21 protein-coding genes and 2 pseudogenes are annotated in these 26,163 nt (G+C 64.2%); 11 read left to right on the plus strand and 12 right to left on the minus strand.

Annotation, left to right across the window (positions count from 1 at the left end; translation table 11 throughout):
* Positions 1 to 6 precede the first annotated feature (6 nt).
* From IVB13_RS10770 to IVB13_RS10795, 6 genes are all read left to right on the plus strand, one after another.
* Complete coding sequence (locus IVB13_RS10770) at positions 7 to 474, plus strand: SoxY-related AACIE arm protein (RefSeq protein ID WP_026233314.1); 468 nt, start codon at positions 7 to 9, stop codon at positions 472 to 474.
* Positions 474 to 791 carry a thiosulfate oxidation carrier complex protein SoxZ gene (soxZ, locus tag IVB13_RS10775; protein ID WP_018457158.1) on the plus strand — a complete coding sequence of 106 codons (318 nt, stop codon included), beginning with the start codon at positions 474 to 476 and terminating at the stop codon, positions 789 to 791. The genes IVB13_RS10770 and soxZ overlap by 1 nt, the downstream gene beginning before the upstream one ends.
* A complete protein-coding gene (gene soxA / locus IVB13_RS10780) occupies positions 788 to 1,567 on the plus strand; it encodes a sulfur oxidation c-type cytochrome SoxA (protein WP_247488842.1) in 780 nt (259 codons plus the stop codon). Before soxZ ends, soxA begins: the two co-directional genes overlap by 4 nt.
* Positions 1,568 to 1,645: 78 nt before the next feature.
* Positions 1,646 to 2,968, plus strand: a complete 1,323-nt coding sequence (locus tag IVB13_RS10785) for an extracellular solute-binding protein (RefSeq protein WP_247296350.1) — start codon at positions 1,646 to 1,648, stop codon at positions 2,966 to 2,968.
* A complete protein-coding gene (locus IVB13_RS10790) occupies positions 2,965 to 3,903 on the plus strand; it encodes a sugar ABC transporter permease (RefSeq protein WP_247367088.1) in 939 nt (312 codons plus the stop codon). Before IVB13_RS10785 ends, IVB13_RS10790 begins: the two co-directional genes overlap by 4 nt.
* Positions 3,900 to 4,724 (plus strand): carbohydrate ABC transporter permease, encoded by an 825-nt coding sequence (locus IVB13_RS10795; RefSeq protein ID WP_247488844.1) that lies wholly within the window; start codon positions 3,900 to 3,902, stop codon positions 4,722 to 4,724. Before IVB13_RS10790 ends, IVB13_RS10795 begins: the two co-directional genes overlap by 4 nt.
* Here the strand turns inward: IVB13_RS10795 and IVB13_RS10800 are convergent, their stop codons facing one another.
* From IVB13_RS10800 to IVB13_RS10810, 3 genes are all read right to left on the minus strand, one after another.
* Positions 4,725 to 6,380 (minus strand): regulator, encoded by a 1,656-nt coding sequence (locus tag IVB13_RS10800; protein ID WP_247488846.1) that lies wholly within the window; start codon positions 6,378 to 6,380, stop codon positions 4,725 to 4,727.
* Between the two features lie 10 nt (positions 6,381 to 6,390).
* Positions 6,391 to 7,092 (minus strand): isochorismatase family cysteine hydrolase, encoded by a 702-nt coding sequence (locus IVB13_RS10805; RefSeq protein ID WP_018457164.1) that lies wholly within the window; start codon positions 7,090 to 7,092, stop codon positions 6,391 to 6,393.
* Positions 7,093 to 7,297: 205 nt separating this feature from the next.
* Positions 7,298 to 8,266 (minus strand): hypothetical protein, encoded by a 969-nt coding sequence (locus tag IVB13_RS10810; protein ID WP_247367091.1) that lies wholly within the window; start codon positions 8,264 to 8,266, stop codon positions 7,298 to 7,300.
* A gap of 176 nt (positions 8,267 to 8,442) precedes the next feature.
* Here IVB13_RS10810 and IVB13_RS10815 point away from each other — a divergent pair, with 176 nt between their 5' ends.
* A complete protein-coding gene (locus tag IVB13_RS10815) occupies positions 8,443 to 11,919 on the plus strand; it encodes an indolepyruvate ferredoxin oxidoreductase family protein (protein ID WP_247363501.1) in 3,477 nt (1,158 codons plus the stop codon).
* 205 nt (positions 11,920 to 12,124) lie between these two features.
* Here the strand turns inward: IVB13_RS10815 and IVB13_RS10825 are convergent.
* The 4 genes and pseudogenes from IVB13_RS10825 to IVB13_RS10840 all read right to left on the minus strand — a co-directional run bounded on the left by IVB13_RS10825 (position 12,125) and on the right by IVB13_RS10840 (position 17,072).
* A pseudogene (locus IVB13_RS10825) lies at positions 12,125 to 13,846 on the minus strand (FAD-dependent oxidoreductase).
* 59 nt (positions 13,847 to 13,905) lie between these two features.
* Complete coding sequence (locus IVB13_RS10830; protein WP_247478924.1) at positions 13,906 to 14,925, minus strand: trypsin-like peptidase domain-containing protein; 1,020 nt, start codon at positions 14,923 to 14,925, stop codon at positions 13,906 to 13,908.
* Positions 14,926 to 15,016: 91 nt separating this feature from the next.
* Positions 15,017 to 15,466, minus strand: a complete 450-nt coding sequence (locus IVB13_RS10835) for a hypothetical protein (RefSeq protein WP_018457169.1) — start codon at positions 15,464 to 15,466, stop codon at positions 15,017 to 15,019.
* Positions 15,467 to 15,473: 7 nt separating this feature from the next.
* Entirely contained in the window at positions 15,474 to 17,072 is a 1,599-nt protein-coding gene (locus tag IVB13_RS10840) for a GMC family oxidoreductase (protein ID WP_247367093.1), read from the minus strand.
* A gap of 196 nt (positions 17,073 to 17,268) precedes the next feature.
* On the opposite strand from IVB13_RS10840, the gene IVB13_RS10845 reads away from it, so the two are divergent.
* Entirely contained in the window at positions 17,269 to 18,057 is a 789-nt protein-coding gene (locus IVB13_RS10845) for a thermonuclease family protein (protein WP_247488849.1), read from the plus strand.
* 219 nt (positions 18,058 to 18,276) lie between these two features.
* Here the strand turns inward: IVB13_RS10845 and cyoD are convergent, their stop codons facing one another.
* The 4 genes from cyoD to IVB13_RS10865 are packed head-to-tail and all read right to left on the minus strand — an operon-like array spanning position 18,277 to position 22,127.
* Positions 18,277 to 18,666, minus strand: a complete 390-nt coding sequence (gene cyoD / locus IVB13_RS10850; protein WP_247367096.1) for a cytochrome o ubiquinol oxidase subunit IV — start codon at positions 18,664 to 18,666, stop codon at positions 18,277 to 18,279.
* Positions 18,663 to 19,304, minus strand: coding sequence for a cytochrome (ubi)quinol oxidase subunit III (locus tag IVB13_RS10855; RefSeq protein ID WP_018457173.1), 642 nt, complete (start codon positions 19,302 to 19,304; stop codon positions 18,663 to 18,665). The genes cyoD and IVB13_RS10855 overlap by 4 nt, the downstream gene beginning before the upstream one ends.
* Positions 19,304 to 21,304, minus strand: coding sequence for a cytochrome o ubiquinol oxidase subunit I (gene cyoB, locus IVB13_RS10860; protein WP_247488929.1), 2,001 nt, complete (start codon positions 21,302 to 21,304; stop codon positions 19,304 to 19,306). Before cyoB ends, IVB13_RS10855 begins: the two co-directional genes overlap by 1 nt.
* A complete protein-coding gene (locus tag IVB13_RS10865) occupies positions 21,294 to 22,127 on the minus strand; it encodes a ubiquinol oxidase polypeptide II (RefSeq protein WP_018457175.1) in 834 nt (277 codons plus the stop codon). The genes cyoB and IVB13_RS10865 overlap by 11 nt, the downstream gene beginning before the upstream one ends.
* A 231-nt stretch (positions 22,128 to 22,358) precedes the next feature.
* On the opposite strand from IVB13_RS10865, the gene IVB13_RS10870 reads away from it, so the two are divergent.
* From IVB13_RS10870 to IVB13_RS10880, 3 genes and pseudogenes are all read left to right on the plus strand, one after another.
* Positions 22,359 to 23,171 carry an SDR family oxidoreductase gene (locus tag IVB13_RS10870; RefSeq protein ID WP_247488851.1) on the plus strand — a complete coding sequence of 271 codons (813 nt, stop codon included), beginning with the start codon at positions 22,359 to 22,361 and terminating at the stop codon, positions 23,169 to 23,171.
* Positions 23,172 to 23,185: 14 nt separating this feature from the next.
* The gene (locus IVB13_RS10875) at positions 23,186 to 23,740 is read left to right on the plus strand and encodes a carboxymuconolactone decarboxylase family protein (protein ID WP_018457177.1); all 555 of its coding nucleotides are present in this window, start codon (positions 23,186 to 23,188) and stop codon (positions 23,738 to 23,740) included.
* Between the two features lies 1 nt (position 23,741).
* Positions 23,742 to 24,542 (plus strand): annotated as a pseudogene (locus IVB13_RS10880) (SDR family oxidoreductase).
* A gap of 168 nt (positions 24,543 to 24,710) precedes the next feature.
* Here the strand turns inward: IVB13_RS10880 and IVB13_RS10885 are convergent.
* Positions 24,711 to 26,051: a sorbosone dehydrogenase family protein gene (locus tag IVB13_RS10885; protein ID WP_247488853.1), complete on the minus strand. Its 1,341-nt coding sequence runs from the start codon at positions 26,049 to 26,051 to the stop codon at positions 24,711 to 24,713.
* Positions 26,052 to 26,163 lie beyond the last annotated feature (112 nt).

A 26,163-nucleotide genomic window follows, 5' to 3' on the forward strand; every position in this document is an offset into this window, starting at 1 on the left:
CTGTTCATGCCGACCACGCGACGACAATTCCTGAACCTTGCTGGAAGCGTGACGGTCGCCGGGACGCTCCCGATCGTCACGCTGCGGCCGCTCGAGGCGACACCGGCGATGCTCACCGCCGCGATCCGCAACGTCGTCGGCGAAGCACCTGTACGCTCCGGCAAGGTGAAGCTCGACATTCCGCCGCTGGTCGAGAACGGCAACACGGTGCCGCTGACCGTGAGCGTCGCGAGCCCGATGACGGCGGACGACTACGTCAAGAGCATCCACGTCTTCAACGAGAAGAACCCGCAGCCGAACATCGGCAACTTCCATCTCGGCCCCTCCTCCGGCCGCGCCCAGATCTCGACCCGGATTCGGCTCGCGGATACCCAGAAGGTGGTGGCGATCGCGCGTCTTTCCGACGACACGTTCTGGCAGGTCACGACGGAAATCGTCGTGACGCTGGCCGCCTGCACCGAGGAGATGAACTGATGGCCGCGCTCATCAACGTTCCCGCGAAAGCCAGACGCGGCGAAATCGTCGAGATCCGCACGTTGACCTCGCACATCATGGAAACCGGCTTCCGCCATACGGCGGACGGCGCGCTGGTGCCGCGCGACATCATCACGAGCTTCACGTGCCGCTACAACGGTACCGAGATTTTTCGCGCCGATCTCTTCCCCGCGATCGCGGCCAATCCCTATCTGTCGTTCTTCACGGTCGCGAAGGAGAGCGGCAAGTTCGAGTTCGAATGGATCGGCGACAACGGCTATTTGTCCAGCGCATCGGCGTCAATCACGGTCGAATGAGTTTTTGGCGCGCGATATCGGCCGCGGCGTTCCTCGCCACGGCCCCTGCCCTGCTCGCCGGCGAGATTCCGCCGGACGCGCGCCGCTCCGGCTATTCGTTCATGGGGCCCGACAGCCGCGCGATGCAGGATGACGACACCTCAAATCCCGGCATGCTGTTCGTGCTCGACGGCGAGGCGTTGTGGACGAAGAAGACCGGCAGCGCCGACAAGGCCTGTGCGGATTGCCATGGCGATGCACGCGGCAGCATGAAAGGCGTCGCGGCGCGCTATCCGGCCTTCGACAAGGCGCTGGCGCGGCCCGTCACGCTCGACCAGCGCATCAATCTGTGCCGCAGCAATCATCAGCAGGCGAGGCCGCTCCCCTACGAGAGCAGCGATTTGCTGGCCCTGTCCGCCTTCGTCGCGCACCAATCGCGCGGCACCGCGATCACCGCGGGCGACGATCCGCAACTGAAGCCATTCGTCGAACAGGGCCGCGCCCTCTTCATGCAGCGCGAAGGCCAGCTCAATCTTGCCTGCACCAATTGCCACGACGACAATTTCAACAAGCGGCTTGCCGGCGCGCCGGTCACGCAGGGACAGCCGACCGGCTATCCGCTTTATCGCCTAGAATGGCAGACGCTGGGATCGCTGGAGCGGCGGCTACGCAGTTGCATGACGGGTGTCCGCGCCCAGGCCTATGATTTCGGCGCGCCCGAGTTGGTCGCGCTCGAACTCTATCTGATGTCGCGAGCGCATGGCTTGCCGATGGAGACGCCGGCCGTGCGGCCCTGAATTCCGCAGATTAGGACTAGGCAGAAGCAGAACGGCCGCTAGTATCCGCCCAAATTGAGTCACAGGGAGGGACCTCAAGTGGTCAACCACAAAATCTCGCGTCGTACGCTCTTGACGGGCACTGCCGCAGCTGGCGCGCTCAGCCTGACGGGATTGCCGGCGCGTGCCGAGGTGAACTGGAAGAAATACGCGGGGACCAAGCTCGAGGTGATCCTCGCCAAGGGCCCCCGCGGCGACAACCTGCAAAAATACGTGAAGGAGTTCACCGAACTCACCGGCATCCAGGTCGAAGCGGAGCAGATTCCCGAGCAGCAGCAGCGCCAAAAGGTGGTGATCGAGTTCACCTCGGGACGGCCGAGCTTCGACGTCGTCCATCTCAGCTACCATGTGCAGAAGCGGCAATTCGAGAAGGCCGGCTGGCTCGCCGACTTGACGCCCTTCATGAAGGACCCGGCGCTCACCGCGCCCGATCTCGTCGAGGGCGACTTCTCGGCAGCCGGCCTGCAATACGCCAGGAACGACAAGGGCCAGATGCTGTCGCTGCCGTGGTCGGTCGATTATTTCATCCTCTACTACAACAAGGAGCTGTTCGAGAAGAAGGGCGTCACCGTTCCCAAGACCCTCGACGAGATGGCTGCGGCGGCCGAGAAGCTCACCGATACCAAGGAAGGCATCTACGGCTTTGTTGGGCGCGGCTTGCGCAACGCCAACATGGCGATGTGGAGCAACTTCTTCCTCAACTATGGCGGAGAATTCCTCGACGCCAAGGGCAACATCCTGACCGACGGTCCGGAAGCCATTGCGGCGACCAAGCTGTATCAGACGCTCCTGACGAAATCGGCACCCCCAGGCGTCGCCGGCTTCAACTGGATGGAGTCGATGGCCTCGTTCACCCAAGGCCGATCCGCGATGTGGATCGACGGCGTCGGCTGGGCGCCGCCGCTGGAAGATCCGGCCGCCTCGCGCGTCGTCGGCAAGGTCGGCTACACCGTCGTGCCCGCCGGCCCGAAGGGACAATATTCCTCGACCTATGGCGACGGCATCGGCGTTGCCGCTGCGAGCAAGAACAAGGAAGCCGCCTATCTGCTCTGCCAATGGGTGGTCTCGAAAACCCAGGGCGCGCGGCTGCTGCAGGCCGGCGGCGGCGTGCCGTTCCGCAACTCGATCCTTGGCGATCCCGAGGTCCAGAAGGGCGTCAAGACCAAGGAGTGGCTGCAATCGGTGATCGATTCCGGCAAGATCAGCAAGCTGGGCCTGCCCGTCGTGATTCCGGTCGCCGAATTCCGCGACATCGTCGGCGCCGCGGTCACCGCGACCCTGTCCGGCGCCGATCCTGCCGCCGAGCTGAAGAAGGCCAACGATCAGTACCGGCCGATCCTGGAGCGTAGCGAGAAGGCGTGAGTGCGTTGACACAATCGACTCCGGGCGCGGCACAGTCTGATGCCGCGCCGGAGAAGGAGTTGCGGCCGCCGTCCTACTGGCCGTTCGTGGTGCCGGCGCTGGTCGTCGTGATCGCGATCATCATCTTTCCGTGGGTCTTCACGATCTGGATGAGCCTGAACGAGTGGAAGGTCGGCTCGTCGACCACCTTCGTCGGATTGTCCAATTATCTGCGGCTGACGAGCGACCCCCGCTTCATCGAGGCCGTCGGGCATACACTGGTCTACACCATACTGTCCGTGCTGCTGCCGCTCGTGCTCGGCACGTTTGCGGCCGTCGTGTTTCACCAGAAATTCCCCGGCCGCGGCTTTCTGCGCGGCGTCTTCATCATGCCGATGATGGCGACGCCGGTGGCGATCGCGCTGGTCTGGACAATGATGTTCCACCCGCAGCTCGGCGTGCTGAACTATCTGCTGTCACTGGTCGGAATTCCTGCGCAGCTCTGGGTGTTTCATCCCGCGACCGTCATTCCCTCGCTGGTGCTGGTCGAGACCTGGCAATGGACGCCGCTGGTCATGCTGATCGTGCTCGGCGGCCTGGCCGCGATCCCGACCGAGCCTTATGAAAGTGCACAGATCGATGGCGCCAGCGTCTGGCAGGTGTTCCGCTTCATCACCCTGCCGCTGATCATGCCGTTCCTGTTCATCGCCGGTATGATCCGCATGATCGACGCCGTGAAGAGCTTCGACATCATTTTCGCGATCACGCAGGGCGGACCGGGATCGGCGTCGGAGACCATCAACATCTATCTCTACAGCGTCGCCTTCTCCTATTACGACCTCGGCTACGGCTCGGCGATTGCGGTCGTGTTCTTCCTGCTGATCGTTCTGCTTGCGGCGGTGATGCTCTACGCGCGCCAGCGCATGCTGTGGACCGAGATCGCGAGCGGCACATGAGGCCAAGGCAAATCATCGGCAAGATCGGCCTGTGGTTCTCGGTGTTCGTCATCGTATCGCCGGCGATCCTGTTCTTTCTCTGGATGCTGTCGCTGTCGCTCAAATTCGAGATCGACAACGCCGCCTACCCGCCGGTGTTCTTTCCCGAGCATGTCGCCTGGAAGAACTATGCCGAAGTGCTCGCCTCCAACCGCTTCCTGACCTATTTCATCAACAGCCTGATCGTGACAGGGAGCGCGACGCTGCTTGCGTTGCTCGTCGGCGTTCCCGCCGGCTACGGGATTGCGCGGATGGCCGCGCACAAATCCGCGATCGTGATCCTGATCGCCCGCATCACGCCGGGCCTGTCCTATCTGATCCCGCTGTTTCTCATGTTCCAGTGGCTGGGACTGCTCGGCACGCTGGTGCCGCAGATCATCATCCACCTCGTGGTCACGGTGCCGATCGTGATCTGGATCATGATCGGCTATTTCGAAACGACGCCGATGGAGCTGGAAGAAGCAGCCCTCATCGACGGCGCCACGCGCTGGCAGGTCTTCCACCATGTCGCGCTGCCGATCGCCAAGCCCGGCATCGCGGTCGCCTTCATCCTGGCCGTGATCTTCTCCTGGAACAATTTTGTGTTCGGCATCGTGCTGGCTGGACGCGAGACCCGCACCCTTCCGGTCGCCGTCTACAACATGATCTCGTTCGACCAGTTGAGCTGGGGACCGCTCGCGGCCGCCGCGCTGATCGTCACGCTCCCGGTGCTGCTGCTCACGGTGTTCGCCCAGCGACAGATCGTCGCCGGGCTCACCGCTGGTGCCGTCAAGGGCGGGTAGCTACTCCGCCGGTGCCGCGTGCATGTCCGCGTGCGGCATGTAAGGCTCGCTCGCGCCGAGCCTGCTGGCCGCGAACAGACCGGCGGCCATCACGGCATAGGCGAACGCGACCGCGGGCGTGACGCCAAATCCGCCGCCGATGCCGACGGCTTCGCCGTGCATGAAGCCAAAGTAGGTCAGGACTGCACCAACCAGCGCGAATGCCGAGGCTTTCTCGAAGTCGCGCTCGATGATGAAGACGCCGATCGCACCCAGGATCAAGCCGCCGAGGATGGAGCCGCCGCCCATCACTTCTAACCCGTGATAGAACACGCCCTGCTGCGGCAACGCGGCGATCGCGGCAGCCTTGACCGCGTCGGCCTTGTCGGCGGCCATTCCGCCGACAGTCGCAGCCGCGTTCATGGTCGAGCCCAGCATGGTGTCGATCTGGAGCTTGGCCCAGGCGGCCAAATGCGGCGTCAGTGCCAGCACGATGGCGGGCGCGTGCTTGACCGGCGTGGTCTGGAACGCCTGCGCGCCAATGAGCATGCCGATATAGAGCAGGATCGGCGAGATCGCGACGACCGGCACCAGCGCCAGCAGCACCGAGATGATGCCGAACCAGGCCAGCACCACCACCATGATGCCGGTCGCGGCCGAGTAACCAATGCGGCCGCCCATGGCCTTCCAGCCGGGATGGCCGATATAGACGGCGTTGATGAAGGGATTGCCCATCAGGCAGCCAATCAGGCTGACGATTCCGTCGGCGGTGAGCACGCGCGTGGTCGGATATTCGTCGCCGGCGGCCTCCGCGCTCTCGACATTGTCCATGGCCTCGACGAGATCATAGATGCCGAACGGAATGGCGGTAACCAGAATGATTCCGAGGAATTCGAAACCGGAGAAAACGTAGCCTACCGCCGGGATCGGCACCGAGAAGCCGAAATTGGCAAAGGCATCACCGACGCCTTTGACGCTCAGTCCACCGAGACCGAGGCCGAACAGGTTCGAACCCCATGCGATGACCATGCCCACCGCGATCGCGACGAGACCGGCGGGAATGCCGCGCCAATATTTCACGCCACCGAACCAGCTCACCAGAATGATGGCGAAGCAGACTAGGCCAATCTGCGGAGTCATGTACATTTCGAGCGCCGGCCGCATCGAGATGAAGGTGACGGATACGCCGGCGAGCGTACCGAGCAGCGCCGCGCGCGGCGTGATCTTTCGAATGAAGGGCGCGATGAAACCGCCGATCATCAGGATAAAACTCTGGAAGAACACCCAGACCAGGCCCGCCGACCAGCCCTTGAGCGGATCGCCGGTCTTGATCGTGATCGGCAGCATGATCACGAAGGTGACGATGAATATGTGCGGCACGCTAACGCCCGAGGGCAGCGCACAGACGTCGTTGCGGCCGGTCTTCTGCGCCAGCCGATAGGCGAGGTATGCGTAGTAGAAGGTGGAGAGACACATCATCAACCCGAGCGCGGGCAGGATACGGCCGAACACAAGACTGTCAGGCATCTTCAACACGAAGCGCAACATGCCCGTGAGCACAAGCATGTTGACGAGGATGTTGGTGCCGAAGCCGAAAAACGCGTTCCAGTCGCCCGGTGTCCATAGTGCCGGCTTGAACTCGGAGGTGCCGGCCGTCCCTGTCGTGCCTGTGCTCATCGTGATGCCCCTACGCTGATGTGGAAATCTTCATCGCCTCCAGTACTGCGGCTGAGCTTGCGACCCAGCCGAAGATGCCGCCCTGGGCCTTGATCATCTTCAAGCCCATCTCGTGAAATTCGGGGAAGTAGGATGCGCAGCCGTCCGAGATGACGATGCAGCGATAGCCGCGGTCATTGGCCTCGCGCACGGTGGTGTTGACGCACACCTCGGTGGTGACGCCGCACACCAGCAGATTCTCGATGCCGTATTTCTCCAGCACGTCGGTGAGCTCGGTGGCGTAGAACGCGCCCTTGCCGGGCTTGTCGATCACGATCTCGCTGTCGAGCGGATAGAGCTCCGGGATGATGTCGTGGCCCGCCTCGCCGCGAATGAGAATGCGGCCCATAGGACCGGGGTCCCCGATGCGAAGCGATGGCGCGCCGCGCTCGACTTTCGCCGGCGGCGCGTCGGAGAGATCGGGCAGATGGCCCTCGCGCGTGTGGATCACCAGCATGCCTGTCTCCCGCGCGGCCTTCAGCACCGCACCGATCGGCTTCACCGCGCGCGCGAGCTGGCTGACGTCGTTGCCGAGCGTCTCGCCGAAGCCGCCAGGCTCCATGAAGTCGCGCTGCATGTCGATGATGAGGAGCGCGGTAGCCGACCAGTCGAGCTTGACCGGCTCCGGTTCGGCGATGATGACACCCAATGTCGGCTTGGTTGAGTTCAACATGACTCAAGGCCCCCGCGAGAACTCTCGTTGCCCGGAGTTCTGCAAGCGCCGTGCCATTGTGTACAATGGCAATCGGGCGGACAGCGCGGGAAAATTTGCTGCGCCGTCAGAATGTTATGAGGAAAGCCGGGGTCTGCTTATTCGCTGTGCGGCGGCTTTTGCGACGTGCATTTGCCCAAAGGATGAGCGACAACGAAGCTCGCTTCTACCGGGCAGTATCTCCGTACAGCCGTCGATATTCTTCCTCATACGGCGCGTAAGAATCCTTCAGCGTCGCCATGTTCAGCAGCATGGTCGCCACCACCGAATTCGTCTTGTCGAACACGCGCGTCTTCACCCAGGCGCTCTCGGTGCGTCGGCTGCCGGAGAGCGCGACGACCTCGCGCTCGACTTCGTAGTCCTCGTCCACAAACAGCGGGCCCTTCACCAGCCTGATCTCCTGGTCGGCGAACAGGCCGACGGCCGGGCCCTTGGCCGGGAGAGGATCGTCCTTGGAGCGGTACTGGAACAGCACGCTCAGCATCTCCATCGGGATGATCGCCCTGCCCCACGGATTCGCAGAAGGATTGCCGGCGCCTGAATAATACGGCGAGGTCTCGGTGATGACGGCGAGCTTCTGCCGCAGCGAGAACGGATAGAGCTCGCCCATGATCTGGTCGAACGCCATCCGCACCGCCTGGCGCCGGCTCGTCTGCGCCACCTTCACGTCGCGCAGGATCACGGGATCAGTGAGCGGCTTGAGTTCGCCAAGACGCGCCTCCAGCGCGGTTGCGGCCTGCGGTTCTCCGACCAAGGCCGTGCCACGCAGCACCTCGGTGCCGTCACGTTTGACCATCTGGATCTGGCACTGGCTGGTGCCGGGCAGCGGCTTCGACAGGATCGCCTGCACCTCCTCGCCTTCGTAACAGACGCTGCGGTAATGCGCGGAGAGACAGCCGCTCTCGAACCAGACCTGTCCCCACAAACGCGCGCCGAGCGGAGCAAACTGGCTGAAATGGGTCGGGCCCTCGATGGTGCCGCCCTTGAAGCCGAGCTTCTGCGCGGTGGCGTCGTCGTGGATCGAGGCGTGCGCGTCGTAGGTTTGGGATTGCAGCATCTGACGCGGCTGACGCCACGGCCCGATCAGAGCGCCGTCGGTCTCCGTGATCTCGGTATCGAACACTTGTGCCGTCATGGTGTCCTCCGCAAGCAAGCCATGACTAGCAGGAGCGCCACGGATGCGGCCAGCGATATTGACTTCGCCTGTGCATGCCCTTGACTGTCACAATTCGCGTCGCGCAGCCGCTCCTCCCTCCCGCAGCGCAAACCCCAAGTCGAATATGAGCCGACCAAGAGACGAGGACTTCCGAAATGACGCTGATGCAGGTCGAGCTGGACGACAAATACCGGCTCGAATCGAAGCGGATCTTCCTGTCCGGCACGCAGGCGCTGGTCCGGTTGCCCATGTTGCAGCGCGAACGCGATCGACTTCAGGGCCTCAACACCGGCGGCTTCATCTCGGGCTATCGCGGCTCCCCGCTCGGCATGTACGACCACGCGCTGTGGCGCGCGAAGTCATACCTCCAGCAGCACGACATTGCCTTCGTCCCCGGCCTTAATGAGGACCTAGCGGCGACCGCCGTCTGGGGCAGCCAGCAGGTCGGCCTGTTTCCCGGCGCCAAGGTCGATGGCGTGTTCGGCATCTGGTACGGCAAGGGGCCCGGCGTCGATCGCTCGGTTGACGCGCTCAAGCATGCGAATGCCGCCGGCACCTCGCTGAATGGCGGCGTACTCGCGCTTGCCGGCGACGACCATGGCTGCCAATCCTCGACACTGGCACACCAGAGCGAGCAGGTCTTCGCAGCGGCGCTGATCCCCGTGATCAACCCGGCGACGCTGCAGGATTATCTCGACCTCGGCCTTTACGGTTTTGCGCTGTCGCGCTTCTCCGGCTGCTGGGTCGGCTTCAAGGCGATCAGCGAAACCGTGGAGAGTTCGGCCTCGATCTACAGTGATCCCGAACGCATCCAGATTAAGCTCCCCGACGATTTCGAGATGCCGCCCGGCGGCCTCAACATCCGCTGGCCCGATCCGCCGCTGGACGCAGAGAGGCGCCTGTTCGGCCCGAAGATGGCGGCGGTGCAGGCCTTTGCGCGCGCCAACCAGCTCGACCGCATCGTGCTCGACTCCAGGCCGGCACGGCTCGGCATCGTCGCGACCGGTAAGGCTTATCTTGATCTGCGGCAGGCGCTGGCCGATCTGGGCATTTCCGACAAGGACGCGGAGGACCTTGGCCTGCGCATCTACAAGGTCGCGATGACCTGGCCGCTGGAAGAAAGCGGGGCCAAGCGCTTCGCCGAAGGGCTTCAGGACGTGCTGGTGGTCGAGGAGAAGCGCGGTTTCATCGAAGACCAGCTGATGCGCATCCTCTACAATATCGATGCGTCCAGGCGCCCAACCGTTACCGGGAAGCGCGACGAACGCGGCGCGCCGCTATTGCCGAGCGAGGGCGAGCTGACGCCGACCATCGTTGCATCCGCACTGGTGGCGCGGCTGCGCAAGCTCGGCCACCACAGCCCAGTGCTGGAGCAGCGCCTCGCCCGGCTCGAGGCCTTCGACACTCCTGTTCCGGCCTCCGGGCAAATCAAGCTCGCGCGCACGCCGTTCTTCTGCTCGGGTTGCCCGCACAACACCTCCACGCGCGTGCCCGAGGGAAGCCGAGCCATGGCCGGCATCGGTTGCCACGGCATGGCTCTGAGCATGCCGACGCGCCGCACCGATCTGATCTCGCATATGGGCGCCGAGGGCGTGAACTGGATAGGACAAGCGCCCTTCACGACCGAGCAGCACATTTTCCAGAATCTCGGCGACGGCACCTACACCCATTCCGGGCTGCTCGCCCTTCGCGCGGCATCGGCCGCCGGCATCAGCATCACCTACAAGATCCTCTACAACGACGCCGTCGCGATGACCGGCGGCCAGCCGGCCGAGGGCGGCTTCAACGTCGCCCAGATCGCGCATCAGGTCTGGGCCGAGGGCGTCAAACGGCTCGCGATCGTCTCGGACGATCCGACCAAATACCCTGACACCAACTACTTCCCGCAAGGCGCGACCGTCCATCATCGCCGCGAGCTCGACGCCGTGCAGCGCGAGCTGCGCGACATCCAGGGTCTTACGGTCGTGATCTACGACCAGACCTGCGCCGCGGAAAAGCGCCGCCGCCGCAAGCGCGGGCTCTATCCGGATCCCGCCAAGCGCGCTTTCATCAACGAGCTCGTCTGCGAAGGTTGCGGCGATTGCTCGCAAGCGTCGAACTGCGTCTCGGTGCAGCCGCTGGAGACCGAGTTCGGCCGCAAGCGCCAGATCGACCAGTCGAACTGCAACAAGGACTTCTCCTGCGTCGAGGGTTTTTGCCCGAGCTTCGTCACCGTGCACGGCGGCACGCTCAAGCGGATCAAGACCTCGGCGGTGGATTCAGGCCAGTTGTTTGCCGACCTGCCGCTGCCACCCGCGCGTGAGCTGGACGCATCCTACAACATCCTCGTCACCGGCATCGGCGGCACCGGCGTCATCACCATCGGCGCGCTGCTCGGCATGGCCGCCCATGTCGACGGCCGCGGCTGCTCGGCGCTGGACTTCACCGGCCTGTCGCAGAAGAACGGCGCGGTGATGAGCCATGTGCGCATCGCCGCGAAGCCGGAAGACATCTCCGCGGTCCGGATCACGACGGGCGGCGCCGACGTCATCCTCGGCTGCGACATGATCGTCTCGGCCGGTCCCTCCGCGCTCAGTCGCGCCGAGCGCGGAACGACGAAAGCGTATATCAACGCCGACCTGCAGCCGACCGCGAGCTTCGTGCAAAACCCCGACCTCGATTTCGAGATGGGGACGATGCAGACCGTGCTGCGCGACGCCGTCGGCGACAAGAACCTCGACATCATCGATGCCACCGGCATTGCCTCGGCACTGATGGGCGATTCGATCGCGACAAATCCCTTCATGCTCGGCTTCGCCTTCCAGAAGGGCGCAATCCCGCTGTCGCTGGAAGCGCTGCTTCGCGCCATCGAGATCAACGGCGCCGCGATCGAAATGAACAAGCTCGCCTTCACCTGGGGACGCCTCGCCGCCCACGACATGTCGCGGGTGCGGAGCGTGCTGCAATTCAGGAGCCGAACCTCCGCGCCGACAAAGTCGCTCGACGACATTATCGCAACGCGCGCGGAGTTTTTGACCGGCTATCAGGACAGGGCCTACGCCGATCGCTACCTCGCCGCCGTCGCCAAGGTGCGCAAGGCGGAAGCAGCAACCTCGCCTGCTAGCACGGAGCTGACCGAGGCTGTCGCGAAAAACCTGTTCAAGCTGATGTCCTATAAGGACGAATACGAAGTCGCGCGGCTTTACACCGATGGCAGCTTCTCCAAGAAAGTCTCGGAGAAATTCGACGGCGACTTCAAGCTGAAGTTCTATCTGGCCCCGCCGATCTTCGCGCAGCGCGACAAGACGACGGGACACCTCCAGAAGAAGGAATTCGGCGGCTGGATGATTCACGCCTTCCGCCTCCTCGCCGGGCTGAAGTTCCTGCGTGGCGGCGCGTTCGACCCGTTCGGCCGCACCGAGGAGCGCCGCACCGAGCGGAAGCTGGTCGCGGATTATTTCGACATGATCGATCAGCGCATCGCCGGGCTGAAAGCGGAGCAGATCCCGCTGCTGACGAGGCTCGCGCGGCTGCCGGAGACGATCCGCGGCTTCGGGCATGTCAAGGAAGCCAACATCAAACTGGCGGCGGCGGAGAAGGCGCGGCTGGAAGCAGAACTGGAGAACAGCCGCTTTGCTGCGGCTGCGGAGTAGCGGTAGACTGGCGCTACATTCTCGGTGTCATCGCCCGCAAAGGCGGGCGATCCAGTACTCCGAGGCGGTTGTGATTAGTCCGATGGGCTGCGGCGTACTGGATGCCCCGCCTGCCGCCTACGCTAAAGCTTCGGCGCGCCCAGACTTCGACCTCGGCGAAGCCTTGGCGTAGCCGGGTCGCGGGGCATGACAGCGGTGGAAATGGCTAGACCAACGCTGTGGCCGCACTCGCCCCGGCCACACTCCCCTCCGCCAGATGCCTTCCTGCGATGTACCCGAACGTCAGTGCCGGTCCCAACGCGATCCCCGGCCCGGGACAATTGCCGTTCATGATCGAGCCCATGTCGTTGCCGCAGGCGTAGAGGCCCGCAACCGGCGTGCCGTCCTCGCGCAATACCGCGCCTGGGCATCCACCTTCATGCCGATCGCCGTGCCGAGATCGGCCGGATAAATCCGCATCGCAAAGAACGGCGCGTAGAGGATGGGCGCGACGCAAGGGTTCGGCTTGTGGCTGATATCACCAAGGTGTCGCTGAGAGATGGTGCTGCCGCGACCGAACTCGGGATCGCGACCGTCCTTCGCATCGGAATTGTAGTTTGCGATCGTCGCCGCGAGTATCGACGGCTTGATGCCGATCTTCGCTGCGACCTGCGCGATATCAGCGGCCTCGACCAACTCGCCGCTCGCCACATAGCGTCTGATATTGCGGGTGAACGGCTTGATGCGGCCTAGGCCGTAACTCCACAGGAACGGACGGTCGCAGATCAGAGAACGGCCGGTCCGATTCGCCGTCACCGTCACGCAGCATCGCGAGCACGAACTCGTGGTAGGACAGCGCCTCGTTGGCGAAGCGCCGGCCGGCCGCATTGACCGCGATCACGCCGGGCTTGGCGCGGTCGGTCGCTGTATGCGGGAAAACACCACGGCTTCCATCGGCACGCCGGAACAGCGAGGCCGGCACCCAATAGGCCGGGCTCGTCGCATCCGTATTGAGCGCTGCGCCGGTTACAGTCGCGAGGCGGAGCCCGTCACCCGTGGCGGACGGGTGGGTCGCCGAGATGAATCCGGCAGCGGGTGGGAAGAAGCGCTTGCGCAAGGTTGCGTCGTGCGAAAAGCCGCCGGTCGCCAGCACCACACCGCGCCGCGCGGCGATCAGGCGATCGCGCGAGCCATGACGGATAATTACCCCGCCGACCCGCTCGCCCTGCGTGGACAGGCCTTCGACGTCCGCACTAAAGAGGATCTCGACCTGCCGGGCCAGCAGCGAGGCATACAGCCGCGCGGCGAGCGCGTTGCCGAGATGCAGCGTTGTGCCGCGCGGGCTGCGCAGGCGCTGCCACGCATACTCCGAGACCAGCCGCGCCGCGCGAACAGCCGAGCGCAGCGATTTTCCGACCCGCCGCAGATGCGGGATGTCGAGGCGGTTGATCATCATCCCGCCGAACAACGTGAACTCCGGCAGCGGCGCGCGCAGCCGCGCGAAATGCGCGCCCAGCCGCGTGCCGTCGAAGACGACCGGCTCGAGCACGCGCCCACCCGGCGTCGCGCCCAGCCGCTCCGGATAATAGTCCGGACAGGCTTTCACCGGCTGGAGGCGAACTTGCGTGTTGGCTTCGAGATAGGCGACCGCCTCCGGTCCGCGCGCGAGGAAAGCGGCGCGGAGACCGGCATTGGCGGGCTCGGGCACTGTGCTCGACAAATATTGCACGGCGTCCGTGATGCTATCGGAGAGCCCCGCCTCTTTCATTTTGGCATTGGCGGGGATCCAGACCATGCCATCAGACCATGCGGTGGTGCCGCCGACGAAAGCGGTCTTCTCGATCACCAGCACGCGCAGGCCTTCGGCGGCGGCGACGGCCGCGGCCGTCATGCCACCCGCGCCGGCGCCGACGACAATGACGTCGTAGGTCTCATGCGCCGGCATCATGCGGCGGGGTTCCCGAAGCGAGGCATGACACCGTCATACCTCGCTTCGGCGCCCACACGCTAGCGCGCCGGCTTGCGCTCGACCGGGTCGATGTCGAACGCCCGCAGGCGGCCGAGCCGGAGCACGTCCATCGCCAGCCGCCGGCCGATCCGGTCGCGATCGAGCACACGGATCAGATCGTCGACGCCGTTGATCTCGACGCCGTCGAGGCCGATCACGACATCGCCTGACAACAGGCCCGCCTTCGCGGCCGGCCCGTCCGGCTCGATCTGAGCCAGCAGCGCGCCCATCTTGTTCTCGACCCCCGCCAGCACCGCGTGCCGCCGCGGGATCGGCGCGGTCTGGCCGGCCACGCCGATATAGGCGCGGCGGACATAGCCGTGGCGGATGATCTCCGACAGCACGAATTGCGCGGTGTTGCTGGCGACCGCAAAGCAGATGCCTTGCGCGCCGTTAATGATGGCGGTGTTGATGCCGATCACCTCGGCATTCGACGATACCAGCGGGCCACCGGAATTGCCGGGGTTGAGCGCAGCGTCGGTCTGGATCACGTCCTCGATGGTGCGGCCACTGACCGAGCGGATCGAACGCCCGAGCGCCGAGACCACGCCGGCGGTGACGGTCGATTCAAAGCCGAGCGGATTGCCGATCGCGATCACGAGCTGGCCCCGCCGCAAGGTCTTGGAGTTGCCGAGCGCCGCATAGGGCAAGTTCCTCACGCCATTGGCGCGAAGCAGCGCAAGATCAGTGTCGGGATCGACGCCGAGCACCCGGGCGTCGCCGACATGGCCCTCGACGTCGCGCAGCCGGATCTCCTTCGACGAGCCGACCACGTGGCTATTGGTGAGCACGAGCCCGTCCGGCGAGATCACGATGCCCGAGCCGAGCCCGCCGCGCTCGCGGCCGTTCGGCACTTTTGGTCCGGTCTCGACGCGCACGACGGCGGGACCAACGCGGTCGGTCACGTCGATCACGGCATTGGAATAGGCGTCCAGCAGGGCCCGGTCGTTGCCCGGGACAGCCGCTGTCGCTCGCGATGACGATCCGTCATCGGCGATATCTGAGGTAAAATCCAACATGGCAAGAGTCCTTGGGGCTCACACAGATGGTGGCCTGCTCCGTGAGGCGCAAGGGACCCGTCCAAGGCGCAAGGCTGGACTGCCCAGGTGGCTAGGGCGCCCGTCGCAGCGTGCCGGCCCTTGCCTTGACCGGGTCGAGCAGCGACCAGTCGCCATCCGGCAGCACATGGCCCTTGGGAAAAGGTGCGCGCGGCTCGATCCCGAGCGAGCCCAGCACACGGTCGTCGCGGTAGTAGCATTGCAGCACCACACGGACGAGCGTCGCGGCAGCCGGGCCGCCATGCCTGCGAAACTCCTGCGCCACCGCATCGCGCCTGGCAGCATCGAGCTCGGCCAACGGTTGGCCAGCAAGCCGCGCCAGATGGTCGAGCGCCGCCACCACCAGTTTGCTGTCCCGTCCCAACGTCGCCAGCATGTCAGCCTGGATCGCGGGATCGTCGGCGCCGGGCACCTTGTACTCTTCGCTGGCGGGAACGATCATCGCGGCGATGGCTCGGAGGTCGTCGCGCTGGGCGCGTGTCAGTTGGTTGTCTGCGGACATGATGGCCTCAGTCGAAGAGATTGGCGAGGCGCTGCTTCATCTGGTCGGCGATGTAGAGCGCGAGGGCCTGGATGGTGGACGTTGGGTTCACGCCTCCTGAGGTGACGAAGATGCTGCCGTCAACGATGAAGAGGTTCTTCACATCGTGCGAGCGGCCCCATTCGTTGACGACGGAGCGTTCGGGGTCGGTGCCCATGCGTGCCGAGCCGAGCAGGTGCCAGCCGCCCCACGGGATCGGCGAGTTGACGCAGATGTCGCTCGCCCCCGCGGTTTCGAGAATCTCCCGCCCGCGCGCCAGCGCATGCTCCATCATCTTCCGGCTGTTCTCGCTGATCGTGTAGTCGATCTTCGGCGCGGGAATGCCGTGGCTGTCCTTCAAGACCGGATCGAGCGTGACCTGGTTATGCTCCTCCGGCAGGTCCTCGCAGATCGCGGAAAACCCGATCCGGTGGCCGTTGAGCTTGCGGAAGACGCGGTGATGATCGGCGCCCCACGGCAGAATGCCCTTCTGCTCGCTGACGACAGCCTCGAACACCGGCCCCGCGCCGCGCACGAACTGAACGCCATAGCCGCGCACGAAGCCGCGCGACAGGTCCGTGTCATACCATTCCTTGCTCCACAGGCAGGTCGGCGGCGCGCGGTTGCTATCGGTCGGCTCCTTCACATAGCCGTAGATCTGCGCATAGGGATGGAACATCAGGTTCTTGCCGACGAGGCCGGACGAATTGGCAAGCCCGTTCGGAAAGCGGTTCGATGCCGAATTCAGCAGCAGCCGCGGCGTGCCGACTCCGTTGCAGGCGACGATAACGACATGCGCCGGCTGAAACTGCTCGACGCCGTCCTTGTCGTAATAGACCACGCCGGTGGCCATGCCGCTCTCGTCGGTGGTAATCTCGCGCACACGGCAGTGAGTCCGCAGCTCGACGCCGGCGCGGACCGCGTGCGGCCAATAGGTGATGTCGGTCGAGGATTTGGCGCCTTGCGCGCAGGCCGGCGTGCAATGGCCGAGATTGATGCAGCGCGCGCGGCCCTCGTAGTCCATGGTCGCGACCGTCGTATCCGACGGCCACCAGTGCCAGCCAAGCTTGTTCATGGTCTTGCCGATGATCGCACCGGACAATCCCATCGGCTGTGGCGGCATCGGCGGATGCGTCAGCGGCGAGAGCGGGTCGCCCGACAGGCCGGACGTGCCCATCATCCGGTCGTTCTCTTCGAAGAACGGGGTCAGCGCCTCGTATTCGATCGGCCAGTCTTCGGCGACGCCGTCGAACGTCCTCACCTTGAAATCGGAGGGATGCAACCGCGGCCAGTGCGCGGTGTACATCACCGTCGAGCCACCGACCGCATTGTAGTTGACGACCTTGATCGGCGAATTGTCGTCGTTGATCGGATAGTCCTCGGGCCGGCCGCGGACGTTGGGGCTTGACGACCACTCGCCGTAGAACTTGGCCTCCCAGTCCCGGCCCGTGCTGGGATATTCCGCCGGGTTCATCCAGCCGCCCTGCTCCAGGCAGAGAATATGCATTTTGGTCTCGGCCAGCGACCACGCCACCGCCGCGCCTGAAGCGCCGGCGCCGATGATCAGGACGTCCACGGGGTCATTCATCGCAAATTTTTCCTCCCTTCGCCGCTTCCCGGGCGATTCGGCCTCCGCTCCGCGAGGCCGGCGAACGATAGGATCAGAGCTGCGGCCGAGTAAAGCCGCGGGGCCGGAATGTCGCACTTCGCGGGGCGCAGACCATTGGTATCGCCACATCCGGATGCTAGGAACAAGGCGCACGAGCCATCGATAGCGAGACCTTATGTCCTTCCGAAAATCCTTTGCCAGCGCCCGCGCTTTTGCGTTCGTTTGCTTTCTCGCCCTGTCCGGATTTCTGGGCACCACCGGCCCCGGCTCCGCGTTGACGGCCACCGCGACGGTCCGCGACGGCAACGCCATTCAGCTCGGCGACGTCACCTACCGCCTCGACGGCATCGACGCACCCGAGCTGGATCAGGTCTGCATCGACGATCACGCCGATCCCTGGACCTGCGGCATCGAGGCCCGCGACCAGCTCGCCAAGCTGATTGGCAAGCGATCGGTGCGTTGCGACGATGTCGGACCGGAAAAGAGTTTTGGCAAGCGGCACCGCGCGATCTGCACGGCCGAGGGCGACAAGACCAGCTTGAACGAGCAGCTCGTCAAGCTCGGCTATGCCATTGCTCGCGAGCCGGCCAAGGCGAACGTCAAGTCGGCCGCCGCCGACGCGAAATCAACCTCGGCCGGAATTTGGAAGGGCTGCTTTGTTGCACCGCAAGAATTCCGCACCGGCAAGAAGGACGGCGCGCTCCTGGGCGCCGCCTGCCGCGCCGACCGCGACAAGGAGATTCGCGCGGTGTTGTTTCCCGAGGATCTGACGATGCCGCCGAGCTGTGGCATCAAGGGCAAGCTTGCGGTGCGCGCGCGCGTGACCGGCAATATCGGCATCTACCATTTACGAGGCTGTCCGAGCTACCCAGCGACCACCAAGCCGGACCGTTGGTTCTGCTCTGAGGACGACGCCCAGGCTGCGGGCTTCCGCAAGGCCTACAATTGCCGGCGGCCAAAATAGCGAAGCTCATCACGCAGCCGTGAGCGGCAGCCGGAGACAGTATTCATCCGGAATTGAACTCTATCGGGAGTTGCTGCATTTGTAAGCGTACGCGAGCGCTTTGCGCGAGCGTTTCCTTGGCGGCAATCCGGCTCCGGCCCGATTGCTTTGCTCGGGCGTTTCCTCCCTAGACTTGGGCCGCTTGTCACAACAAGCGGCTCTTCCTTTTTGCACAACGCGCTAGTGGCGCATTGGCATGATCTGATCCATGGCCGGCATGTTCGCATTCAGATGCGCCATGATCCAGACGGTGCCACCGACCACCAGGAACACCACCAGCAGCCCGAAAGCGAGCGCCAGCACGTTGTTGGTATTATCGGGGCCGGTGGTGATGTGCAGGAAGAACACGAGGTGCACGCCCATCTGCGCGATCGCCAGCACGATCAGCGCGACGGGAATCGAAGGCTGCCAGACCAGATCCGTGCCGGCGATGAAGAATGACGTCGCCGTCAGCAGCAACGCGAGAACAAGACCGACCACGTAGCCGAGGATGCGCGTCCCGACACTGTGTTGCTCCTCATCGCCCGGCGCAAGATCATGGCCGGCCGGCATATGCGTCTGATCGCTCATACGCCACTCCCAAGCAAATAGACGACGGAGAATACCCCGACCCAGACGATGTCGAGCGCGTGCCAGAACAGCGCAAAGCACATCATCCGGCGCAAGACATCGGCACGAAAACCCTTTGCGAAGACCTGGGCCATCATGGTGAGGAGCCACAATATGCCGGCGGAGACGTGGAGGCCATGGCAGCCGACGAGGGAGAAGAACGAGGTCAGGAAAGCGCTGCGCGATGGGCCATAGCCGCGGGCAACGAGATCAGCGAATTCGCGAAACTCAATGACCAGAAAGATGAGGCCGAGCAAACACGTCACGGCCATCCCGAGATAGAACCACAGCCGGTTGCGCACATCGGCCGCGATGCTCGCCATGCCACACGTGAAGCTTGACAGCAGCAGGCAGACCGTCTCGATCGCGACGTTTCGCGGCTCGAATATCTCCGAACCCTTCGGGCCGCCGGCGGTCTGGTCGGCCAGCACCGCGTAGGCCGCAAAGAAGCAGGAGAACATCACGATGTCGGAGAGCAGGAAGATCCAGAAGCCATAGGCGGTCACGATGCGCTTCGGCGCCGGCCCGGGATGCTCGATAACGAGGCCGATGTGATGGGGATCGGCGTGCGCACGGCCGGCGGTCGCGGTCATTGACATCAGACTGTCCCCGCCATGCTGACGAGGCTGCGCCGCTCCTCGAGGTTGACGCGGTCTACCGCCGCGACCTCCTCGGCCGGAATGACGTATTCGTCATGGTCGCGCCAGGCGAACACGACGAATGTCGCGAACGCTCCGATACCGCCCAAAATCACCATCCACCAGATGTGCCAGATCAGCGCAAAGCCCATGACGGTGGCGAAGAACGCGCAGACGAACCCGGTCGGCGAGTTCCTGGGCATCTCGATGTCATGATACTCGGGCGCATCATGATCGAGCGATTGCTGCTTGGCATGAGCCTTCATGTCCCAATAGGCATCCTCGCCGCGCACATCGGGATTGAAAGCGAAGTTGAAAACGGGTGGCGGCGACGACGTCGCCCATTCCAGCGAGCGGCCGTCCCAGGGATCGCCAGTGCGGTCGCGCAGGGCCTCGCGGTTGCGGATGCTGACCACGAGCTGCACGATCTGGCAGATCACGCCGATCGTCAGCACGGCCATGCCGACCGCTGCAACCAGCATCCATGGCCGCCACGCCGCGACGTCATAGTGCTGCATGCGCCGCGTCATGCCCAGCATGCCGGCGACGTAGAGCGGGATGAAGGTGACGTAGAAGCCGAGGAAAGTGAACCAGAATGCGAGCTTGCCCCAGCGGTCGTTGAGGCGAAAGCCGAACGCCTTCGGGAACCAGTACTCGAAGCCGGCGAAGGCGCCGAACAGCACGCCGCCGATGATGACGTTGTGGAAGTGCGCGACCAGAAACATGCTATTGTGGAGAATGAAATCGGCCGGCGGCACCGCGACCAGCACGCCCGTCAATCCGCCGATGATGAAGGTGACCATGAAGCCTATCGACCACAGCATCGGCGTCTCGAAGCGGATGCGTCCGCCATACATCGTGAACAGCCAGTTGTAGATCTTCACTCCCGTCGGTATCGCGATGATCATGCTGGCGATGCCGAAGATGGCGTTGACGTCGGGGCCTGCGCCCATCGTGAAGAAGTGATGCAGCCAGACCATGAAGGAGATGATGCAGATCGCCATGGTCGCCAGCACCATCGAGCGATAGCCGAACAGCGCCTTGCCCGAGAAGGTCGAGACCACCTCCGAGAAGATGCCGAAGGCCGGCAGCACCAGGATGTAGACCTCCGGATGCCCCCAGGCCCAGATCAGGTTCATGAACATCATGACGTTGCCGCCGGCCTCGTTGGTGAAGAAGTGGAAGCCGAGATAGCGGTCGAGCAGCAGCATCGCGAGGGTGGCGGTCAGAATCGGGAAGGCCGCGACGATGAGGAGGTTCGAGGCCAGTGTGGTCCAGCAGAACATCGGCATGCGCAGATAGTTCATGCCTTTGGTGCGCAGCTTCAGCACCGTCGTCACGAGATTGATGCCGGCCACCAACGTGCCGACGCCGGAGATCTGCAGCGACCATGCGTAATAATCGACGCCGACGCCCGGCGAGTAGGACAGTTCCGACAGCGGCGGAAAGGCGAGCCAGCCGGTGCGGGCGAACTCGCCGATCGCGAGCGAGAGATTGACCAGCAGCGCACCGGTCGCGGTCAGCCAGAAGCCGACCGAATTGAGCGTCGGGAAAGCGACATCTCGTACGCCAAGCTGGAGCGGCACGATGAGATTCATCAGTCCGATCACGAACGGCATCGCCACGAAAAAGATCATGATGGTGCCGTGCGCGGAGAATATCTGGTTGTAGTGCTCCGGCGGCAGATAGCCTTGCGACTGGTAGGCGACCGCCTGCTGAATCCGCATCATGATGGCGTCGCTGCCGCCGCGCAGCAGCATCACCGAGGCCAGCAGGATGTACATCACGCCGATCCGCTTGTGGTCGACGCTGGTGATCCACTCGTGCCAGAGATAGGGCAGATGCCCCTTCACCACGACCCAGGCCAGCACGCCGAGAATCCCGACCAACACCACGGCGCCTGCGATCAGCGGTATCGGCTGATCGAACGGAATGGCCGACCAATCGAGCTTACCGAGCATCATGGCCTCCACTGTGCGACCGGCCTGCTTCGGATGCGAGTTCCGGCCCCGGTCCCGGCGGAATGTGCTGGGTCGCGATCAGGTCGAACAGTCGGGGATCGTCGAGCCTGTAGCTTGGCCTGCCCTTTTCGACGCCCTGCTGCATCAGCTTCTTGTAGCTGTCCTCATTGAGGACAGCATCGCTCTTCGCCGTGGTCGCGACCCAGTCCGGAAAGGCGAGCGGCGAGACCACGTTGACGTCGAACATCATGTCCGGAAATCCGTCGCCGGAAAAATGCGCCGACAGTCCCTGCAGCTTGCCTTCGTTGTCGGCGCGTAGGTTCAGCTTCGTCACCATGCCGTTCATGGTGTAGATCATGCTGCCGAGCTGCGGGATGAAGAAGGTGTTCATCACGCTCGAGGACGTCAGCTGGAAATTCAGCTCGGCGCCTGCCGGCACCGTCAGCGTATTGACGGTGGCGATGCGCTGGTCCGGATAGATGAAGAGCCATTTCCAATCGAGCGAGACGGCCTGAATGCGAACCGGGCTGCCGGTGCCGGGCACGGGTGCCGCGGGATCGAGCTGGTGCGAGCCGATCCAGGCGACGCCGCCGAGCAGGATCACGGTGAGCGCGGGGATCGCCCACACCACCATCTCGACGCGCCCGGAATAGACGAAGTCGGGCTGAAACTTTGCTTTGGGATTCGAGGCGCGAAACCAGAACGCAAAGGCCAAAATCGCGAAAATGGTCGGCACCACGATCGCGAGCATGATGAAGACGGAATCGACCAGGATGGTGCTGTTGGCCGCAGCCACAGGCCCTTGTGGATCGAGCAGATTCATCGGCAGGCCAATGACGGTTGGAAAGCCCCGGGGCAGAGCCTAGCGCGGGAAAGGCTCCGCAACAAACGCGATTGCGTGAGATCGGTTCCTAACGGCGCGGTCGATCGTTCGCCCTTCTCGCGCGGCGGCATGCAATTCCATGCGATGTCAATGACATGAAAGCGGGAGCCGGCCCTTCTCGCCGCTCCGCGCGATTGCTAGACTGCACGAAAATATTTGGGATGAAACGACATGCAGGGGCCCGAGGACGATCCCGGTCTCGCCGGCAAGGTGGCGCTGGTCAGCGGCGGGGGTGCTGCGGGCGACGGCATAGGCAACGGCCGCGCCGCCGCACTTCTACTGGCTCGCGCCAGCGCCAAAGTGCTGGTGGCCGATCGCGACCTCAAGCTCGCCGAACGCACCGTGGAGATGATCGCAGCCGAAGGTGGCACGGCCGCGGCGCATGGCGGTGACGTCACCAGCGAGAGCGATTGCAAGACACTGGTCGAAGCCGCGCTCGACCGCTGGGGCCGGCTCGATTTCCTCGACAACAATGTCGGCATCGGGAGCCGCGGCAGCGTGGTCGACGAAGCGCCCGAGCAATATCGCCGCGTCATGCAGGTCAATGTCGAAAGCATGTTCCTGCTCTCCAAGCACGCGATCCCTGCGATGATCCGGACCGCGCAGGGCGGTGCGATCGTCAACATCTCCTCGATCTCGGCGCTGCGGCCACGCGGGCTCACGAGCTATACGACCTCGAAGGCCGCCATCATCGGTCTCACCCGCGCGATGGCGGTCGATCACGGCCGCGACAACATCCGCGTCAACTGCATCTGTCCCGGGCCGATGTACACGCCGATGGTCTATGCCCGCGGCATGAGTGAGCAGGCCCGCGCCCAGCGGGAAAAGGCATCCTTGCTGAAAACGGAAGGCACCGGCTGGGACGTCGGCCATGCCGTCAAATTCCTGCTCAGCAATTTTGCGCGCTACATCACCGGCCAGGTGCTGGTGGTCGACGGCGGCGTGCCGCTACAAGCCGCCGAACGTGAATCACAAGAACACTGAAAGGAACATCAGGGATGGCTCGCCTGCCCTATCTCGAGGCCGACCAGGTCGCGCCCGAATATCGCGACATGCTCAAGCGCAACACCAATCTGCACAAGCTGCTGATCAATTCGCCGGATATGGCGCGCGCCTTCAACGGCATCGGCGGCTACATCCGCTTCAAGAGCAAGCTCGACCCGCGCCTGCGGGAGCTTGCAATCCTCCAGGTCGGCTGGATGGAGAAGTCGGAATACGAGTTCACTCATCACGTGAAGATCGGCAGAGAGTTCGGCGTCACCGATGATGACATCGCCGGCCTGATGGCTGAGACCGAGGGCAAGCCCTCGACGCTCGAGCCACAGGCCAAGGCGATCCTGAAAGGTGCCCGCGAGATGGTACGCGAACTCGCGATCTCGGATGTGACCTTTGCCGAGATCAAGCAGCATCTCTCGGACGAACATATGGTCGACCTCGTGCTGACCATCGCCTTCTATTGCGGCGTGGTGCGCGTGCTCGCCACCATGAAGATCGACAACGAGCCATATTACAAAGAGGTACTCCAGCAGTACCCGATTCCGGGAGTGAACTAACATGCGCTTGAAGGACAAGGTTGCGGTCGTTGTGGGCGCCGGGCAGAGCCCGGGCGAAGGCATGGGCAACGGCCGCGCCACGGCGCTGACCTTCGCGCGCGAGGGCGCCAAGGTGTTGTGCGTCGATCATCATCTGGAATCAGCGCAGGAAACCGCCGCCATGATCGCCGCGCAGCATGGCACGGCAGCGGCGTTCAGGGCCGACGTCACAAAGTCTGCCGACATCAAGGCAATGGTCGCGGAGGCACAGGCGCGCTGGGGCCGGATCGACGTGCTGCACAACAATGTGGGCGTCAGCCTGTCCGGCGGCGACGCCGAGCTGCTGCAAATCACCGAGGAGGCGTTCGACCGCGTCGTCGCGATCAATCTGAAGAGCTGCATTCTGGCGGCGAAAGAGGTGATCCCGATCATGCGCGCGCAAGGAAGCGGCGTGATCATCAACATCTCCTCGATGGCGGCGATCACCACCTAGCCTTACGTCGCCTACAAGGCGACGAAATCGGCGATGATCGCCTTCACCGAACAGCTCGCCTACCAGAATGCGGAATACGGCATCCGCGCCAACGTCATCCTGCCGGGCCTGATGAACACGCCGATGGCCGTCGACACCCGGGCCCGCGAATGGCACAAGACCCGCGCCGAAGTCGAAGCCGAGCGCGACAGCAAGGTGCCGCTGCGCAAGAAGATGGGCACGGGGTGGGACGTCGCGAATGCCGCGCTGTTCCTGGCCTCGGACGAGGCGAATTTCATCACCGGTGTGACGTTGCCGGTGGATGGCGGAGCGAGTGTGAGACGGGGGTAGACATCCTAAGCACGCTGCTCTTCCTTCTCCCCTTGCGGGAGAAGGTGGCGCGAGGCGCCGGATGAGGGGTTTCTCTCCGCACACGCAGAGGAGTTCGCCGATAGAACCTCACTCGTCCCGCCGCTGCGCGGCGAGCCACCCTCTCCCGCAAGGGGCGAGGGTACACCTTCATCGCGGCACGCTTGTCACCCGCCAGATCGTCCCGTTGCCGTCCTCCGACACCAGCAGCGCCCCGTCCTTTGCCACGGCCACACCGACCGGCCGCCCCCACACCTCGGTATCGCTCACCACAAACCCCGTGACGAAATCCTCGTACTCGCCGGTCGGCTTGCCGTCCTTCATCCGGATGCGGATCACCTTGTAGCCGGTGCGCTTCGACCGGTTCCAGGAGCCGTGCTCGGCCACGAAAGCATCGCCCTGATACTCTGACGGAAACTGCGTCCCCTGATAGAAGGCCATGCCGAGCGAGGCCGAGTGCGGCTGCACCAGCACATCGGGCACCGTCACCTTGCCCTTGAGGTCCGGCCGCGCTCCGGCGTGACGCGGGTCTTCGTTGTCGCCGATATAGAACCACGGCCAGCCGTAGAACGCGCCTTCCTTCACGCTGGTGACGTAGTCAGGCACGAGATCGTCGCCGAGCCCGTCGCGTTCGTTGGTCGAGCACCAGGGCAGCCCGGTCTGCGGCTGGATCGCAAGTCCGACGCAGTTGCGGATGCCGCTGGCGTAGATCTTCCGCTCCTTGCCCTCGGGGGTGAAGGCGAGCACGGTGGCGCGTTCGGTCTCGCTGGCCCAGGCCGCACCGAGCGGTTGCGCTTTCGACCAGGCTTCCACGCCACCCGGCGGCGTGCCCATGCCCTCGGCGACGTTGCTGAGCGAGCCGACCGACACCAGCATGCGCTTGTTGTCGGGCGTAAAGACGATGTCGCGGGTGGAATGACCGCCGTCGTGGGGCAGGCTTGCCACGATCGTCTCCGCCTTGCCGCGCGCCTTGAGATCGCCGGCCTGGTAGGGAAAGCGGACGACGCTGTCGGTGTTGGCCACATAGACCCACTGCGGATTGTCGCCGTTTGGGAAGAAGGCGATGCCGAACGGCTGCCGCAGTCCGGCAGCGAACACCTCGTTGGTCGCGGCCTTGCCGCCTTCGCCGGCGCGCAACACGCGGATGTTGCCCGCGCGCGTCTCGGCGACGTAGACATCGCCGTTCGGCGCCACGCGCACGATGCGCGGGGCGCGCAGGCCCTCGGCGAACAGCTCGATCTTGAAGCCGGCCGGTACCTGAAGCGCCCCCTCCGGTGGGCGCGGCACCACGCGCGACGAACTCGCAACCGACCGCGTGGCGCCGGGCCTGACCAGATCCTGCGGCCGGATCAACCTGACCGTGCCGGGCTTGTCGGCCTGCCAATCGCCGTAGGCGTCCTTGCCTTGCAGCACCGCCTCAGCCTGTGCGCAGGTCGCGACCGCGGCCAGCCATCCCGCGGACATCGCCGCGAATGAAATCCTGTTCTTCAAATCGTTTCCTCCCGGCCTTCACGTATTGCGCATCAACGCCGATCGACGCGCAAACGTTCTGCGACAGGTCAAATGCCTGCCGAATCCCACGTCAGCTCATGCCCGCACGATG

Origin of the sequence: Bradyrhizobium sp. 17 (assembly GCF_023073515.1) — a bacterium.
In the GTDB taxonomy this organism is placed as follows: domain Bacteria; phylum Pseudomonadota; class Alphaproteobacteria; order Rhizobiales; family Xanthobacteraceae; genus Bradyrhizobium; species Bradyrhizobium canariense_D.